The 16,617-nt window shown below is 60.7% G+C and carries 15 protein-coding genes; 3 read left to right on the top strand and 12 right to left on the bottom strand.

What is annotated here, in order from left to right; translation table 11 throughout:
• Positions 1-17 precede the first annotated feature (17 nt).
• Positions 18-941, top strand: a complete 924-nt coding sequence (locus JHD73_RS13830) for a TIGR01777 family oxidoreductase (RefSeq protein WP_199030849.1) — start codon at positions 18-20, stop codon at positions 939-941.
• A 117-nt stretch (positions 942-1,058) separates the two neighbouring features.
• Here the strand turns inward: JHD73_RS13830 and pdeM are convergent, their stop codons facing one another.
• From pdeM to JHD73_RS13790, 8 genes are all read right to left on the bottom strand, one after another.
• The gene (gene pdeM / locus JHD73_RS13825; RefSeq protein ID WP_199030848.1) at positions 1,059-1,718 is read right to left on the bottom strand and encodes a ligase-associated DNA damage response endonuclease PdeM; all 660 of its coding nucleotides are present in this window, start codon (positions 1,716-1,718) and stop codon (positions 1,059-1,061) included.
• Positions 1,715-4,333: a ligase-associated DNA damage response DEXH box helicase gene (locus JHD73_RS13820; protein ID WP_199030847.1), complete on the bottom strand. Its 2,619-nt coding sequence runs from the start codon at positions 4,331-4,333 to the stop codon at positions 1,715-1,717. The genes pdeM and JHD73_RS13820 overlap by 4 nt, the downstream gene beginning before the upstream one ends.
• The gene (locus JHD73_RS13815) at positions 4,330-5,976 is read right to left on the bottom strand and encodes an ATP-dependent DNA ligase (RefSeq protein ID WP_199030846.1); all 1,647 of its coding nucleotides are present in this window, start codon (positions 5,974-5,976) and stop codon (positions 4,330-4,332) included. The genes JHD73_RS13820 and JHD73_RS13815 overlap by 4 nt, the downstream gene beginning before the upstream one ends.
• On the bottom strand, positions 5,973-7,025 hold the full coding sequence (locus JHD73_RS13810; protein WP_199030845.1) for a ligase-associated DNA damage response exonuclease: 1,053 nt from the start codon (positions 7,023-7,025) through the stop codon (positions 5,973-5,975). Before JHD73_RS13810 ends, JHD73_RS13815 begins: the two co-directional genes overlap by 4 nt.
• 294 nt (positions 7,026-7,319) lie before the next feature.
• Positions 7,320-7,571, bottom strand: coding sequence for a hypothetical protein (locus JHD73_RS13805; RefSeq protein ID WP_199030844.1), 252 nt, complete (start codon positions 7,569-7,571; stop codon positions 7,320-7,322).
• Positions 7,572-7,680: 109 nt separating this feature from the next.
• Positions 7,681-9,303, bottom strand: a complete 1,623-nt coding sequence (groL, locus tag JHD73_RS13800) for a chaperonin GroEL (protein WP_199030843.1) — start codon at positions 9,301-9,303, stop codon at positions 7,681-7,683.
• A gap of 84 nt (positions 9,304-9,387) precedes the next feature.
• The gene (gene groES / locus JHD73_RS13795; RefSeq protein ID WP_199030842.1) at positions 9,388-9,705 is read right to left on the bottom strand and encodes a co-chaperone GroES; all 318 of its coding nucleotides are present in this window, start codon (positions 9,703-9,705) and stop codon (positions 9,388-9,390) included.
• 171 nt (positions 9,706-9,876) lie between these two features.
• Positions 9,877-10,509 (bottom strand): diguanylate cyclase, encoded by a 633-nt coding sequence (locus JHD73_RS13790; protein WP_199030841.1) that lies wholly within the window; start codon positions 10,507-10,509, stop codon positions 9,877-9,879.
• 192 nt (positions 10,510-10,701) lie between these two features.
• Between JHD73_RS13790 and JHD73_RS13785 the strand changes: the two genes are divergently transcribed.
• Positions 10,702-11,145: an Hsp20/alpha crystallin family protein gene (locus JHD73_RS13785; RefSeq protein WP_199030840.1), complete on the top strand. Its 444-nt coding sequence runs from the start codon at positions 10,702-10,704 to the stop codon at positions 11,143-11,145.
• Between the two features lie 31 nt (positions 11,146-11,176).
• Entirely contained in the window at positions 11,177-11,596 is a 420-nt protein-coding gene (locus JHD73_RS13780) for an Hsp20/alpha crystallin family protein (RefSeq protein ID WP_199030839.1), read from the top strand.
• 644 nt (positions 11,597-12,240) lie between these two features.
• Here JHD73_RS13780 and JHD73_RS13775 read toward each other — a convergent pair.
• From JHD73_RS13775 to JHD73_RS29115, 4 genes are all read right to left on the bottom strand, one after another.
• Positions 12,241-14,226: a DUF3732 domain-containing protein gene (locus JHD73_RS13775; RefSeq protein WP_199030838.1), complete on the bottom strand. Its 1,986-nt coding sequence runs from the start codon at positions 14,224-14,226 to the stop codon at positions 12,241-12,243.
• Positions 14,226-14,765, bottom strand: a complete 540-nt coding sequence (locus JHD73_RS13770; protein WP_199030837.1) for a three component ABC system middle component — start codon at positions 14,763-14,765, stop codon at positions 14,226-14,228. Before JHD73_RS13770 ends, JHD73_RS13775 begins: the two co-directional genes overlap by 1 nt.
• Positions 14,762-15,907 (bottom strand): ABC-three component system protein, encoded by a 1,146-nt coding sequence (locus tag JHD73_RS29745; protein WP_199030836.1) that lies wholly within the window; start codon positions 15,905-15,907, stop codon positions 14,762-14,764. Before JHD73_RS29745 ends, JHD73_RS13770 begins: the two co-directional genes overlap by 4 nt.
• Before the next feature lie 279 nt (positions 15,908-16,186).
• On the bottom strand, positions 16,187-16,617 hold a 431-nt coding region (locus JHD73_RS29115; protein WP_233176959.1), incomplete at its 5' end, for a hypothetical protein.

The following is a 16,617-nucleotide window of genomic DNA, read 5'->3' as shown; positions in this document are numbered from 1 at the left end:
AACGCGAGGCTTGAACCGTGCGCATATTGATCACTGGAGGTACCGGGCTGATTGGCCGGGCGCTGTGCAGCCGTTGGGGAGCGCAGGGCCATGAACTCGTGGTTTGGAGCCGTACTCCGGAACGCGTGCCTGCGTTGTGTGCCGGCGCACGAGGTATCGCCGCGCTGCATGAACTGGATAGCGTTGAGCCTTTCGACGCGGTCGTCAACCTGGCCGGCGCACCGATCGCCGACTGCCCGTGGACCGCGCATCGACGCAGGGTCCTGTGGCGCAGCCGTATCGATCTGACCCGCGAACTCGTGGATTGGCTTGGCCAACGCGAGCAGCGTCCTCGCGTGTTTCTCTCGGCTTCGGCCATCGGCTGGTACGGAGACCGCGGGAACGAGCACCTCGATGAGGACAGCCGCCCGGGCGAAGGCGACTTTGGTAGTCAGCTCTGCGTGGCGTGGGAGGAAGAAGCCAGGCGCGCCGAGCGACTCGGAACACGCGTGATTCTGCTACGCACAGCCCCGGTGCTGGCCCGTCATGGCGGCATGCTGCCGAGGCTACGTTTGCCGTTCAGCATTGGGTTTGGCAGCGCGCTCGGCAGTGGCCGGCAATGGATGCCGTGGATTCACCTCGACGACGAGGTCGGCCTGATCGACTTCCTGTTGCAGCGGGAAGACTGCAGGGGCGTGTTCAATGCGTGTGCGCCGCACGTCGTCTGCAACACAGAATTCTCCCGGGCCTTGGCGCGGGCGGTTCACCGCCCAATGCTCTTCTGCGTTCCTGCATGGGTGTTGCGAATCGCGCTGGGTGAAATGTCGATCCTCTTGCTCGGGAGTCAGCACGTTGAGCCCAGGCGAGCGATGGAGGCGGGCTATCGATTCCGTTTTCCTTACCTTGAAGGGGCGCTGACTGACTTGTTGACCGTCATGAAAAGAGATGGGCTCGGCGTGTAGGGCGACGATGCTCGATAGCACATGCGGCGCAATCTCGTACCGCACACGAGTGCGTTGGTTTTGCGCGGTGGTCACCCTGTTGAGTGGTGGTCCAAATGCAGGTGGTTGTATTCGCCTTTAGTTTGATAAGCGCCAGACATGGCCGTCAGCGATGGCATATAGCATTTCATCCGGCCCGGAAGGCGCTGTCCACAGGCCCGTGAACTCGCCGAACGCGGGCAGTAGCGCGCAGTCCGACCCAAAGCGAAAGCACGGCAACCGCAGCCGATCACGCCCGCGGCCACTGATGACAACGCCCGGATGTACGTGTCCGGCGATCACGTAATGGCCGGGCACCGTTTGCGGCTCGTGACACAGCGCGAATGGTCCAACCACCCATGGTTCCTCCACCACGTTGATGCGCAGGCTGGCTGGTGGGTCACCCGCATGCCGATCGTGATTGCCGCGGACCAGTGTGCAGACAACGTCAGCATGCCGCTCACGCCAGGCGACCAGCGAATCGACTGCAGCATGGGCTTCGCGCGCGTGGAGCAGATCACCCAGCCATGCAATATGCGCGACCGGCAGCCTTGCCAATATGGCGTCCAACCGTGCGGTCGCCTGCATCGTACTGCCGGCGGGAACCGGTACACCGCGTGCACGAAAAGTCGCTGCCTTGCCGAAATGCGCGTCCGCCACCATCAGCATGCGCTGCGCAGGCCACCACAGCGCGCGCTCCGGGAGGAGCCACACGGTGTCACTTGCACACTGAATGGCGAGGTCCTGGTGCCGAGTCATAACAACGGAAGCGGCTTCGATGTCTTGCGGGGGCGGCGGGCGCGCCGCCGGTTGCTCTTGTCCTCGCCATCTGCCGACTCGGTCATGCGTAGCGCGGCCTGCACGTCTGCGCCGATCACGGACCGTTCTGTTGAGTCCGGATCTGTCGGCTCGGGGCCGGTGGCGCGCTCGGCATCGGCCAGCATGCGGGTAATGCGGTCAGCCAGTTTCTCGGTGGATAGCTGTTCGCGAAAGCGCTCCACCATCAGCGGAAAGCCAAATGGGGAAGGGCGCTTCAGTTCGTACACCTGCAGGCGCAGGCCACGCATGCGCACGAGGGCGGCTTCGATGCGATCGAGGTCCAACTCCTGGCGCAGCACTTCGGTCTCCGCCTGCGCGAGCAGGAGATTGTCTGGGTCATGGCGCCGGAACACCTCATAGAACAGGCCGGACGATGCCTGTAACTGGCGCGTGCTCTTGTGCGCGCCCGGGTACCCCTGAAACACCAGGCCGGACACACGCGCGATCTCGCGAAAGCGACGTTGGGCAAGCTCACCGGCATTGAGGCTGGCGAGCACATCCTGCATGAGCGTATGCGTGGCAAACAGGTCACCGTTGGCGAGCAGATCGGGCCAATCAATGGGTATGGCCGATAGGAGTTCGAGGCCGTAGTCGTTGAACGCCAGGGAGAACGTGCTGGGCGTGCGGTTGGCAGCCCGCCAGGCCAGTAGGCTCGCCAGCCCCAGATGCGCGTGCCGCCCGGCAAACGGATACAGAAAGAGGTGCCAGCCTTCGCGCGATCGCAGGGTCTCGGCCACCAGCGTGGCCGTGGTGGGCAGCGCGGACCAGCGCGCTTGCAGTTCCAGCAGCGGGCGGGCGGCTTCCATCTCAGGGCTGTCGAAGCGCCCGTGTGCCGCTGCATCGAGTTGTGCGACCACGGCGTGCGCCAGTTCGGTGGAGAGCGGCATGCGGCCACCGTTCCAGCGCGGCACTGCAGCGCGTTTGCCGCTGGCGCGGCGCACGTAGGCGGTCATGTCCTGTACGCGCACGAGTTCCAGCAGCCGGCCAGCGAACAGAAAGTTGTCTCCCGGGCGCAGGCGCGCAATAAAGCCTTCTTCAATCGACCCCAGCACACCGCCACCGGCAGCACGCCACCAGCGCACGTTCATGGTGGCATCGCTGACGATGGTGCCGATGCTCATGCGATGGCGCCGTGCAAGCCGCACATCGGGCACGCGCCAGATGCCGTGCTCATCGGGTATGACACGGTGGTAATCCGGATATGCCGCGAGCGAGTGGCCGCCCTGGCGCACGAAGTCGAGCGCCCATTGCCATTCGTCATCGCGCAGATCGCGGTAAGCCCACGCACGGCGTACCTCCTGTAGGAGTGTTTCCGGTGTGAAGCCCCCACCCAGCGCCACTGTCACCAAATGCTGGACGAGCACATCCAGTGGCTTGTGAGGCGATGCGCGGGCTTCCACCTGGCCCGATGTGGCTGCGGCGCGAGCCGCCGCGCCTTCCACCAGTTCGAGGCTGTGGGTGGGCACCACGGTCACGCGCGAAGGCCGGCCTGGGGCGTGGCCAGATCGTCCCGCCCGTTGCAGCAGCCGCGCCACGCCCTTGGGTGAGCCAATCTGCAGCACCCGTTCAACGGGGAGGAAGTCCACGCCCAAGTCCAGGCTCGATGTGCAAAACACGGCTTTGAGCCGTCCCTGCTTGAGCCCGGTCTCGACCCAGTCCCGCGTTGCCCGATCCAATGAGCCGTGATGCAAGGCGATCAACCCCGCCCACTCGGGCCGGGCGTTGATGACGGCCTGGTACCACAGCTCCGCCTGTGAGCGCGTATTGAGAAACACCAAGGCGGTGCGGGCACTTTCCAACGCGTTGAGCACGTGCGGCAACATCGCCATGCCCAGGTGACCCGCCCACGGAAACCGTCCCACGCTGTCGGGCAGCAGGGTATCGATCTCCATGCGCTTGGGCAGGTGGCCCTGCACCAGTGTGCCGGTGGGTGGCGCGCTCGCATCGCCCAGCGCATCCATGGCTTCTGCCAAGTTGCTGAGCGTGGCCGACAGGCCCCATACCACCAGCCCCGGCGACCACGTTCGCAGTCGGGCGAGCGCAAGCTGCACCTGTATGCCGCGCTTGTTGCCCAGCAACTCGTGCCATTCGTCCACCACCACCACGCGCACCGCGCCCACCGCGTTGTGCGCATCGGCACGTGCAAGCAGCAATGAGAGGCTTTCTGGTGTTGTGACCAGCGCGGTGGGCAGGCGGCTCGACTGGGCGGCACGCTCGGCGCTGCCGGTGTCGCCGGTGCGCAGGCCCAATGTCCAGTGCGGCGCCAGTGCCTGTGCCGCTTCCGTCAGTGCGCGCATGGTGTCAGCGGCCAGCGCGCGCATGGGCGTGAGCCATAGCACCGACAAGGGCGGTGCTCCACCATGCCGGCGCATCTGCGCCAGCCATAGCAGCGCCCCCAGCCAGACGGCGTAGGTCTTGCCCGCGCCGGTGGTGGCGTGCAGCAGGCCCGATTCACCGCGCGTCATGGCCGACCACACCGCGCGCTGAAAGGGCATCGGCGTCCAGCCGCGCGCGGCAAACCACGCGTCGAGGTCGGGCAGGGCGGGCTCGTTCATGGCGGCGGCAACAGGCTTTCCAGCGTCTGCAGCGTATCGGCTTCTGCAACCGATTTGTCATGACGCCAGCGCAGCATGCGAGGAAACCGCACGGCGATGCCGCTCTTGTGGCGGGCGCTGCGGGCAATGCCTTCAAAGCCGAGTTCGAATACCAGCGTTGGAGTTACGCTGCGCACGGGGCCAAAACTCTCCACCGTCGTCTTGCGGATGAGAGCGTCGACCTGTCGGATCTCCGCATCACTCAAGCCCGAGTATGCCTTGGCGAAGGGCACCAGCTTGCGCTCGGGCGCGTCCGGCGGGGCGTCCCACACGGCGAAGGTGTAATCGGTGTACAGACTGGCGCGGCGCCCGTGGCCGCGTTGCGCGTAGATCAGCACGGCATCGATCGAGAACGGATCGATCTTCCACTTCCACCACACGCCCGCGTCCTTGGTGCGCCCCACGCCGTAGCGCGCGTCACGCCGTTTTAGCATCAACCCTTCCACTCCCAGCGCGCGCGAGGCTTCACGCTGGCGCGCAAGATGCAGCCAATCGTCCCCCTGCAGCAGGGGCGAGAGTTCTAGCGCCGGGTGGGCGAACTCGGCGATCAGGCGTTCAAGTTGCGCGCGCCGTTCGCCTTGTGTCCGCTCACGCCAATCCTGCCCCCGCCATTCGAGCAGGTCATAGGCCAGCATCACGGCAGGCGCATCGCGCAACACCCGCGCGTTCAGCGTCTTGCGTCCAATGCGTTGCTGAAGCACTGCAAACGGCTGCACGCGGCCTTCGCGCCAGACCACGATTTCGCCGTCGAGAACCGTGCCGGAGGGCAGGATCTGCGCCATGGACGACAACTCGGGAAAGCGGTCCGTGATGAGTTCTTCGCCGCGCGACCATACCCAGGCGCTGTCTGCGCGGCGCACGAGCTGCGCACGGATGCCATCCCACTTCCATTCGACCTGCCATTCGCTTGGCGGGCCGAGCAGCGTATTGAAGGCCTCCACCTCCGCCTGCAGCGGATGCGCGAGGAAGAATGGGTAAGGATGTCCGGCATCAAGCGCGTGGCCGTCGACGCTCGCATCTGCGAACAAGGCGCGATAGCGCTCCGCCGTGGGTGGTTGGTCGATGCCGGTATAGCCCATCAGCCGCTGAGCCACGCGCTTGGGGTCGGTGTTGCCCACTTCCGCCAGCGCCCGTGTCACCAGCAGTTTCGATACGCCCACCCGAAACGCACCGGTGATTAACTTCATGAGCACCAGCCGGGCATGCAATGGCAGTCCCCGGCATAACGCGGCCAGACGCGGCAGCACCAGTTCGGGCGCCTGGCCGCGCAGCGGCTGCAGTCTGGTTTCCATCCATTCAGCCAAGCTGGCGTCGTCGGCATGGTCGCCTTCCGGAAGCACCAGGGCGATGGCTTCAGCCAGATCACCCACTGCCTGATAGCACTCGTCGAACAACCATTCAGGCAATCCCGACGCGGTCCGCGCGAAGGTGGCCAGCACACGCACGGGCACAAGCTGCCGAGGCTTGCCCCCGGCCAGAAAGTACACCGCCCACGCGGCGTCAGCATCGGGGGCGGCGCGCAGATACCCAACCAGTGCGGCCAGTTTTGCATGACTCGATGTGGTTGCGTCGAGCTGCGCATAGAGATCGGCAAACGCTCTCATGGCTGCGGGCGTTCCAGCGGTTCCGATGGCTCACTAGCGTCGTGCGCTTCGGCAGCATCGTCCTCGTCGCCATATTCGGTGGCGAAGGCGCGGGCATCCAGACCACCTTCGCACAACCAGCGCACCATCGGCGCAACCTGCCCATGGGTGACGTAGACCCGGGTGGCTCCCGTGGCTTCAACGGCATGCAGCAAGCCGGGCCAGTCGGCATGGTCCGACAGCACGATGCCGCGATCGACACCGCTTCGCCGCCGCGCGCCGCGAAGCTGCATCCAGCCACTGGCAAAGGCATCGGTGTAGTCGCCAAACCGGCGCATCCACGGCGTGCGCCGTGCAGATGGCGGCGCGAGTACCAACGCGCGGCGCAGGTCAGCACGTGGCACGTCGGTCGCAAGCTGCGTCTGGGGTAGGGCAACGCCTGCTTCCCGATATGCCGCATCCAATTGCAGCATGGCGCCGTGCGAAACAATCGGTCCGATGGTGGCGTCGAGCCCGGCAAGAATGCGTTGCGCTTTTCCGAACGCGTAGCAGAACACGACGCTGGTTCGGCCTGCCTCTGCATTGCCTTGCCACCAGGCGTTGAGCTGCGCAAAGATTTCGGCCTGGGGCCGCCAGCGATAGATCGGCAGCCCGAAGGTGGATTCGGTAATGAAGGTGTCGCAGCGCATCGGTTCGAATGGTGTGCAGGTGCGATCGGCCTCGATCTTGTAGTCGCCGGAGACCACCCAGACGGCATCGCCATACTCGAGCCGGACCTGCGCCGACCCCAGAACATGCCCCGCAGGATGAAAGCTCAGCCGGACGCCGTTGTGGACGATGGACTCGCCATACGGCAGCGTTTGCAGTGGGAGATCGTCGCCCAAGCGAGCACGCAATACACCCGCACCGGGCGCGGCGGCAAGATAGTGCTGATGGCCGGCGCGTGCGTGGTCGCTATGCGCGTGCGTAATGACCGCGCGATCTACTGGTCTCCATGGGTCGACATAGAAATCACCTCGCGGACAGTACAAGCCTTTCGATGTTGAGATGATCAAATCTGACGGGTGCATTCCCGCGGCGACGTTAAGGCTGATGAGACATGAATCTTCTACTTTCGCGCAGCAGCACAGCAGCAACTCACAAATAAAACCGACTGAAACGGAACAGCTTTGTGAGCGTCGTAACAGTGATGTCGCCTGCAGCTCGTTACCTTGATCTAGGGTACCGTACCCACCGTCTCGAACGCGTTCTCAGTTTCACTTTTTCTGATGCAAAGCCGATTCGAGTGGAGCACATGCGTTGGACACAACCACTGCCGTGCTGGTGCAGTCGCTTCCGTAGAGCAACCTGTCGCTCGGGAAACACTAATCAATCATCAGGTGGCGCATCAACAGTGCCGGATCCGCGATCTCAAGAATGATGCGCCGTAGCACGCGCTTGCGCATGTGTTCTTCGTCCAGCAACCAAGGAGCACAGACCTCGTTGAGGTGCCGCGTGATTGCCTCGTGATGATCCGCACCTTCCGGAAGACTCAGGCGCGCCGCGAGCAGGCCGATGACTACGTCGTCGATCTCAGCGTCAACACGCCTTGCGTCAATCGTGAGTTGTAGTTTCATGGCAGGGATCGAACACAAAAAGACGGCACCGCCGTCTGGAACCGCGGTGCCGAAATGCAGTTGCACCGGCCAGAAAATCGGCCGGTGGATGGCAGCACAACTGCGTGGTTTAGTAGTCCATCTCAGGTGCCGGCACCTGCGCGGGCTTTTCTTCCTTCGGCGCGTCTGCGATGGTCGCATCGGTCGTCAGAATCAGCCCCGCGATGGACGCGGCATTCTGTAGTGCGGTGCGTGTGACCTTGGTCGGGTCAACGACGCCCGCTTCCACGAGGTCGCCGTATTCGCCTGTGGCCGCGTTGTAGCCGTAATTGCCTTTGCTTTCAGACACCTTTGCGATCACGACGGACGGCTCTTCACCGGCATTGGCAACGATGGCGCGCAGCGGTGCCTCCAGTGCATGCAGCACGATCCGAATACCTGCATCCTGATCACCATTTGCTCCCTTGAGATTCAGCACCGCCGAGCGGGCCCGTAGCAGGGCCACACCGCCACCGGGCACAATGCCTTCTTCCACGGCAGCGCGGGTTGCGTGCAAGGCATCATCGACACGGTCCTTTTTCTCCTTCATTTCGACTTCGGTGGCGGCTCCGACCTTGATCACGGCGACGCCGCCTGCAAGTTTCGCCACGCGCTCTTGCAACTTCTCGCGATCGTAGTCGCTCGTTGCTTCGTCGATCTGCACACGGATCGACTTGACGCGGGCGTCGATGTTGGCCTTGTCTCCGGCCCCGTCGATGATGATGGTGTCGTCCTTGCGGACCTCTACGCGCTTGGCTAGGCCGAGGTCCTCCAATGTGGCTTTCTGGAGCTGCTTGCCGGTCTCCTCGGAAATCACCGTCGCGCCGGTGAGGATGGCGATATCTTCGAGCATCGCTTTGCGACGGTCCCCGAATCCTGGCGCCTTGACTGCGGCCACCTTCAGAATGCCGCGCATTGCGTTGACGACGAGGGTGGCCAGCGCTTCGCCCTCGATGTCCTCGGCGACGATGAGCAATGGTTTGCCCGCCTTGGACGCCACTTCAAGAATCGGCAGCAGGTCTCGGATGTTGGAAATCTTCTTGTCGTGCAGCAGGATGAGCGCGTCGTCCAGATATGCCGCCTGCTTTTCCGGATCGTTGATGAAGTACGGGCTGACGTAGCCGCGGTCGAACTGCATCCCTTCGACCACGTCGAGCTCATTGTCGAGAGACTTGCCGTCCTCGACCGTAATCACGCCTTCCTTGCCGACCTTCTCCATGGCATCGGCGATGATCTTGCCGATGGCCTCGTCTGAGTTGGCCGAAATAGAGCCCACCTGGGCGATCTCGCGGTTCGTGGAAATCGGCTTCGACAGATTGCGAAGTTCATCGAGCACGGCGGCTACGGCCTTGTCGATGCCGCGCTTGAGATCCATCGGGTTCATGCCGGCGGCCACATGCTTCATGCCTTCCTGCACGATGGCCTGGGCGAGTACGGTGGCCGTGGTCGTGCCGTCACCGGCAACGTCAGCTGTCTTGGATGCGACCTGCTTGACCATCTGTGCGCCCATGTTTTCGAAGCGGTCTTTCAGCTCGATCTCTTTGGCCACAGATACACCGTCTTTCGTGATGGTCGGTGCGCCAAAGCTGCGCTCAATGACGACATTACGGCCCTTGGGGCCAAGCGTCACCTTGACGGCGTCAGCGAGAACATTCACGCCTTTGACGATGCGGGTGCGCGCGCTGTCGTGGAACTTGACGTCTTTTGCACTCATAGTGTTTTGCTCCGGGTAAAGTCGTTGACTCAACACGTCGCGAACGACCGGTCAGTCTGCGGTGTCCGCGACCGGTTAGAGGCTTCAGGCGGCTTGACGCGCCATTTCGGTGTTGGCTTCGATGACGCCCATGACGTCTTCTTCACGCATGACGAGCAACTCCTCGCCATCGACTTTGACAGTCTGCCCGGCGTACTTGCCGAAGATGACCTGGTCACCGACTTTCAACTGCAGCTCGCGCTGGGTGCCGTCCTGCAGCAGCCGGCCCGTGCCAACTGCGATGACTTCACCCTGTTCGGGCTTTTCTGCGGCCGAATCCGGGATCACGATGCCCGAGGCCGTCGTCCGCTGCTGCTCGATTCGCTTGACGATAACCCGGTCGTAGAGGGGACGAATTTTCATTTCGATCTCCTGAGCGATAGATCACCAAAAAAGGGAATCCGGCTTCCACACCGTTGGAGCATGGCGCTCAACGGGTAGGTAAGCCGTGCCAACACTTGGCGGAATGCAAAATAGAAGCGCACCGCGGCGACTTCAAGATGCTCGCAAACGACGAATATGTAACAAAATGTTTCAGGGGAAGAGGATGCGCCGGATGGCTCCCAACCGGTAGACCGTACGACCGCGTGCCTGGCGTTGGCGCGGTATGGGAAGGACGGGACATGGTGGCAGTCGCCCCCCATCAGCATCGAGCGTGTCGTCCGGTTCCTCCAGGGCCCGCCACAGGCCGCCCTTGACCGGGCGGAACAACCAGCGCACGTAACCCTCGTTTGCGGCAATCTGCATGAGTTTGTCGCGATCAGGCGCGCCATCGACCAACGCTTCCTCCGCCGACGTATCGTTGTAGTCACCAAACGCCTGACGGCAGGCCAGCGCTTCTCCAGCCGATGCGCCGACTACGTTGCAGCCGCGTCGCTCGATGCGCTCCAGATCCCAGGCGCCAAGTCGCCAGGCCGCATCAAGTAACGCTTCATCGATCGCCTCGAAACAATGCCATGCCTGTCTTAGTTGGATAGCAGAGCCGGGCACGGATCTGTGGGGGATGTCGATTCCTGGTAGCACGAGCGGACTTGCGCGGCGGAACCCGTGCCAATGCAGGATCGCCACGAGCGGCGTATTCAATCGCCTGGCTGCTGTCACAGTGACCGCGACCAACGGTAGACGTACCGCTTCCATCTGTTCGTGCACCGCGTTGAAAAGGTCCATGAAGCCTCCGAATGATGTGTCCAATGGCCTCTTGAAATTTCCGCTTGCGTCTCTATTTTAGTTTCCGTCAATGCAGTCGCGGTTCTCGCGCTGCGTGTTTCGATTTGTTTGTCAGTGGCCTGCCACGGACGGATGAGCTGGAGCGCGTAGTTCGGTTCAGTCTCCGTGCGGGCTCGCCTTCAGGAGCCAGCTATGAGCGATCTGTTTTTTGGCACCGATCTGCTGGGCGAATTTGATCGCCTGCAACGGCAGATGGCCAGCCTCTTTGCGGGTGGACCCGCTAGCCTGCGCGCAACGCGCCTCGGCACCTTCCCTCCGGTCAACATTGGTAGCACCGACGACGCCGTCGTCATCGTCGCATTTGCCCCGGGGCTCGATCCCGCGCAGATCGATGTCTCGATCGACAAGGGGCTGTTGAGCATAAGCGGTGAGCGCAAGCGCCCCGATTTCGAGCTTACCGAGGACACGCGCGTCTACGCCGACGAGCGCTTCGTGGGTGCATTCCGCCGCGTGATTGAACTGCCACAGGACGTCGACCCGGAGAAAGTCAATGCGCGTTATGTCAACGGCTGTCTAACGATCACTGTCGGCAAGTCGGAGGCGTCAAAGCCTCGCCAGATTGCAGTACAGGGCTAAGACGTTTTGCCGATCAATGACGGAGTCCATCATGAACGAGACTACACAATTGGCCACCCAATCGCAGCCGGGGAATGCCGCTGTTTCAAAGCAGCAGGCGGAGCAGGGGACTACGAGGCAGGCACAGCTTGCACCGCCAGTCGATATCTTCGAGAACAAGCAGGGAATTGTCTTGTACGCCGATTTGCCAGGCGTGCCGCTTGATAAGTTGGATATTCGGGTGCAAGACGGCACGCTCACTATCGACGCGGAACTGATGGTGCCGACACCGCCCGGCTTGCGTCTGCAGCATGGCGAAGTTAAGCATCCACATTTCTCGCGCACCTTTGTGCTCAGCCCGGACTTCGATGCCTCGCGCATCGATGCGCAACTGCGCGACGGCGTATTGAAACTGACGATTCCTCGTCGCGACGAAGCCAAGCCACGACGTATTCAGGTAAACATCGGCTGAGAGTGCAAATCCACGAGTCTTCCGGATAGAACACGGGTGAAAACGGGCGCGTATGCAGCGCCCTTGTTTAACTCTGTCCGTGGCTCGTGATGCGGCGAAGCGCTAGCCAGATCCGCTTCGCCGCGTCCTCGTCTGTCGGGAAGTGGCCTTGGGTCTTGATCATCTTACGTAACCGTAGGGGCAACTCATCCCCGGGCGCTGCGTTAAGTTTTTCCTCTGAAACAGCCGGTGTCAGTCCGTCATTGAGCGTCACATTGATGTTCGACGGAAGCAAATTTGACTACATTTGCCTTGTGCTAAGTCCTTGATTGTTCGGTGAGAATGGAAAGTGTGCGCTGTTTTTGCTTGCAACCAAGCTCGTAGCAATTGCAGCGACCTTCTAGCCAAGGGGAAGAAAGCCAGCGAACTGCTGGCCGATGAAAGGAATTGCAGCGACGATCTGACCAGTCATTTGATGCGATAGCCGATCGTCAACCAAGCCATCCTATGCAGCGATCATGACACGTTTTCGCTTTGCGTTTGCTCGCACCACGTAGTGCGCCGCACACCCTCAAGCGCAGTGAACGGCAAGAGGGTGAGTGCGAAGAGCACCACTTCGCTATCACGGCCGAATTCCGAAACCTAGCGATTTCGCGGCAGGCTGTTCATTGATACCAGTGTGGCGGGATGAGCTTTTTCCCGTCTCGCCAAACATCGACCTCGTAGACCTCATCGATCTGATCGTAGATCTCGTCTCTAGCGTGGTCCAACACGATGCATTGCCACTTTCCGCCTTGCTCCCGCACTGAATCTGCAAGCGTCTGGAAAATACCGATAACCGCCTGTACGTCTTCATCGTCGTACCGTGACAGGTCTGTTGGTTGTGTTACGCGGCTCGTTTTCGGGAAATAGACTTGGCTGGGCTGGTCAAAAACCGCAAAGCTTGGGACGCAAGAGTGAGGCTGTTCGTTGAAGAACTCATGCAGCGCACAGATGAACGCGATGTGAAAGGACAGCCAATTCGAGGCGCTTCCTACTTCCGCGAGAAAGTGCCAGTGCCCGTCATTGCTCTGGACCCGTAGATTCAAATCCTTTAAAGAAAACTGGGGAGGTATCTGCTTATACTTATCCTCTGCGTCCAAGGTCTGTAAACGCGTAAGCGTCTTCTGTACGACCACTCTGAGGGCCGCATCGAGTCGGCGCTCCACGCCCTTCGGATCCACTTGCTTGAGCAGATCGCGTTCTTCGTTTTCCAGGGTGCGTACTTGTTCCGTTAGATCACCATCTGTCGCGACGCGCCGGAACATGTCAACGGACGCCTTGAGATGCCCCAGAAAGTAGAACATGTTCTGTCGTCGGTCGAACTGCTCCTTGGCCGCTCGATCCTGTCTAAGTACCTTATCGATGCGGTTGCCTAACGCGGTGCGGCGTTCGAGCGCGGATTCCAGTTGGGTCTTGAGGTTGAGCTCTTCCCGCGCAAAAGAGGAGGGAATCTCTCTAGTGCGGTTCGCTTCGGTCTCAACCACCTGGAATGCTGCCGCGATTTTGCGCATCTCCGTGCGGCTGCGCTCATGTTGCGCCTCGCCGCAGAGCGGGCAGCTCTGTGCATCCTTTGTGATGTCATCTAGCCACTGGGAAATCTGCAACCGGTCTGCCCGGCGTCTGGCCGCGTTGCCATATCCGGTCAGGCCGGCCTTGAGTTTGTGGATGTCGTCAAGGCGTTTTTGCACTCGACTGATCTCGTCGCTGACCTTGTCTTCTTCCTCCTCTAGTCGAATCATTTCCTGCGCGGATTGATTCAATTGTTGCGCGGTCGGCGCAGGGCGTTCCGGCCTGGTGGCAAGAATCTCGGTTGCTACGCGGATGAGGTCTTCTGGAGCCGACTCTTCGGGGATATCGTAGGTTTCAGCAAGCAGCCCAAAGCGTTTTGCAAGTCGCAAATGATTGATCATGCCATCCAGCCACGATCTGGAATTCCCTTGTTGTTTCTGATATTCGCGGCGTAACTGAGACAGTCTTGCCTGGACCACGCCGAGACGTTGCCGTGCAATCAAGACCTCCTGATTCTCTGCCCCTAGGATGTACGGGAGCCAGTTCTTTAGGCGTTCCCGGTGCTCGTGTGCGTGGGTCTTGTAAAACAGAATATTCTGGTTAGCAACTACCTCTTGGCTCTGGAACACCAAGGTCATAAGGTCACGGAAGCTCAGGCGCTCCTGAAATGGCCGGGGATCGTCGACGGCGCTGAGCTGGAAATAGGGGATGTCCGCTAGCGCGTTGAGCAGATGCTTGATGCTCTCTGTCTTCTCGTTTGCCGCCGCGATGGTTGGCGGAATGGAGAGCACTTCGCCTCGCATCAAGTAGAAAGCGTCTGAGGCGTCGCGGCCTTCGGGGCCCTTCCGAGCGAGTAACCACTGCTCATGCTCGGTTTCCAGAAGCAGACCATACCAAGCCGAATGATCCCGAATCGTATCAATCGGGATTTGGCATTCGCTGGAGGCCAGGCAGTAGTCGATGATCGGAATGATGGCTGATTTGCCAGTTCGCGAGCCTCCCGTGATGACATTGACACGTCCCTTTTCAAAATGGACGATTTGGGGACCGAAAGCTTGGACCTTCGGCCAGATGATGAGCTTGAGGATCTGGAGCTGCATTACAACACCACCTTTAGGTAGGCCACGATCGTTGGAAGGTCGTGTGCCGCGAACCAAGCGCCGAGGAGCCTCGCCTTTTCTCCTTCCCGTTTGAGCGCCGGCCGCAACTTGTGGCCGCGGCTCGCCGATGGGGCTTGGCGTGGATAGAGCTTGCCCGATTCGGAGTCCCAGACAAGCAATCCCGCGCAGATGGCAGCATCTATCGCGGCCAGGGTATAGTGTTTGCGGCTTTCGATTCGCGATTGCAGTCCCACTAGAACATCGACGCGCTTCTTGTCCTCGAAACTAAGGGCGTAGGACTGTAAACTTTTGCGGCGGTTGTTCACGGCTTCGCTGAACTGGGGACTCGTCAGAATCGGGCCGGCGATGAAGTGCAACAGGCCGACGGGAGCGTCCCCATCGGCGCGAGAATCGCAATATCCGCGCGTAAACTCCCAGAGCTGGTACGCGCCAAGTAAGGGGGTGTTCCAGGTCCGCACCTCCTCTGCTAGAAGGGATGGCACCGCGTCCTTGGCGTCATCGGGCAGACGCTCTGTCATTTCTTGAACTCCGTTTCCCAGTCTTCATGCCAGCCAAGGCTCGGTCTGTCCGCCAGTGCATGGTATGTCCCAGCAATCGTCGATGGAGGGGGTTTTACGTTGCGGATGGTTTCGCTGTGACTCTGACATGAGGCATACAGCAGCATGCCGCGCTCCTCTTTGTTCAACGCGGCCTTGTGTAGCAGATGCACCTCTTTCTTTTTGTTCCGCCAAAAGCGCAACAGACACGCTTCGAACTCATCTGCGACCCGTTCGTCTATTAGTTCGTCTTCGATCCACTTGTCGCGATTCGCCTTGGCCTTCAGGAAATCCGTGACCGCCTGGATCAGATCATCGTCGTCTGCGTTGACGCGCTCCACCTGGCGCAAGTACGTAGGCCGACTCCTGATGTGTTGTTCGATCTCGTTGGTAGAGGGTGGCGCGTATGTAGTGAAATCCAGCAGTTCGAGACATCGCGCACGCGAGAAGAGTGTCCGACATACATGGTCAAACTCGTCGACCGTGAGCAGCGCGGGAAGCTTCTCGCTGATTCGGGTCATGACTAGCTCAACCAGCCAGCCGTTGAGGTGGTTGACGACGCCATCGATCTGGTTGTGCGGCAACCTCATGCCGCGAAGCTGCTGCCGCACCGCTTCGTAGCCCGTACTATCGCCGGTCTCAAGCTGGAACCGCACGAGCACGTCGAGCAACGTTTCGCGGTGGTCCAATACCACATTCTTGTAGTAAGGCCAGATGACATGCGTATCGTCAATGTCGGCGAACTTTGATACTGCTTCCTGTAAAGTCTGATCCGCATGCTCCCGGGTCACACAGGAATCAAATTTTTCTGCAAGCCCCTCTTGGCCGGACTTATTCCGGTACAGAACGAAGGTCGTGCGCGAATCAAACTCGCCGTCTCTTATTCCATCTACCCAGTTCGACAGGGTTTTCCAGAGCGCGACGGATTTGTCTGTGACGGGATTGCTCAGAATGGAAGATTTGTCTTCCTCAGCAATGAGGGCACCGCCAGGCAAAATGGTGGCCACATCGCCATGCACCTCAATGCAAACTGCACACCCCGACGTCGCTTTGAGCAAGTGGAAAAGCGCTCTGGGGAACTGGATGGAATACCCGAGCAATTGACCTGGCGCATTCTCACTCACGATTCCGCCTCTGTTCGTTTCGCTTTGGCTGCCGCGTCATAAGTAACGCATACGTCAGCAGCAATTTCGCCCGGTTGGCATTATCCGCACATGTGCAGGATCAAACCATCCCCTTATCTGGGGGTATCTGGAGTAACGACAGGCGGCTGGTTTTTCGCCGTTTCGTTTGGGACCTGGTTGGATATACAGCGGCAGAAGTAATCCATCGTCAGCTAAAAAAGAATTTGAGGTAACGAACATCCTTCGCCGTGGCCACGACACGTTTTCGCATGCGCCTCCTCACGCTACATACTGTGTCGTGATTAAAACTGACTTCTCTGTCGTGGGCGGCAGACACAGCCCCATAGTCAAGCGATCGACGAGCTCGTATCGGACGTCCTCAGCTCGCGAGATGGCGGTGAGTTCGCTCAAAAGCCCATGGGCGTGCAAATCCTCCTGTACCTCCCCTAACTCCGCTTCGGTGGAGATTCTAAGGCAGAGCGTCGAGAACCATTCCCCATAAAACATTGCCAACTGGCGCCAGCACTGGTCTGCAGCGGGGCCAGCGCACATCATGCAGCGGCGCCATCTTTCTGATGCGATCGCCTCATAGGTCAGCGCGTAGCTGGCTAGGTCTCCGCGGGCTTGCGCGAGCCGTAGGCAAAACAGCGCAACGTTAGCTCCCGCCCATGTCGTGTCCGGCGAGCGAATCGGTTCGAACAATTGTTCGA

The organism is Ralstonia sp. ASV6, from assembly GCF_016429285.1.
Lineage (GTDB): Bacteria > Pseudomonadota > Gammaproteobacteria > Burkholderiales > Burkholderiaceae > Ralstonia > Ralstonia flaminis.
Note: the sequence above shows the minus strand (reverse complement) of the source record. Positions and strands in the feature narration are given on the sequence as shown.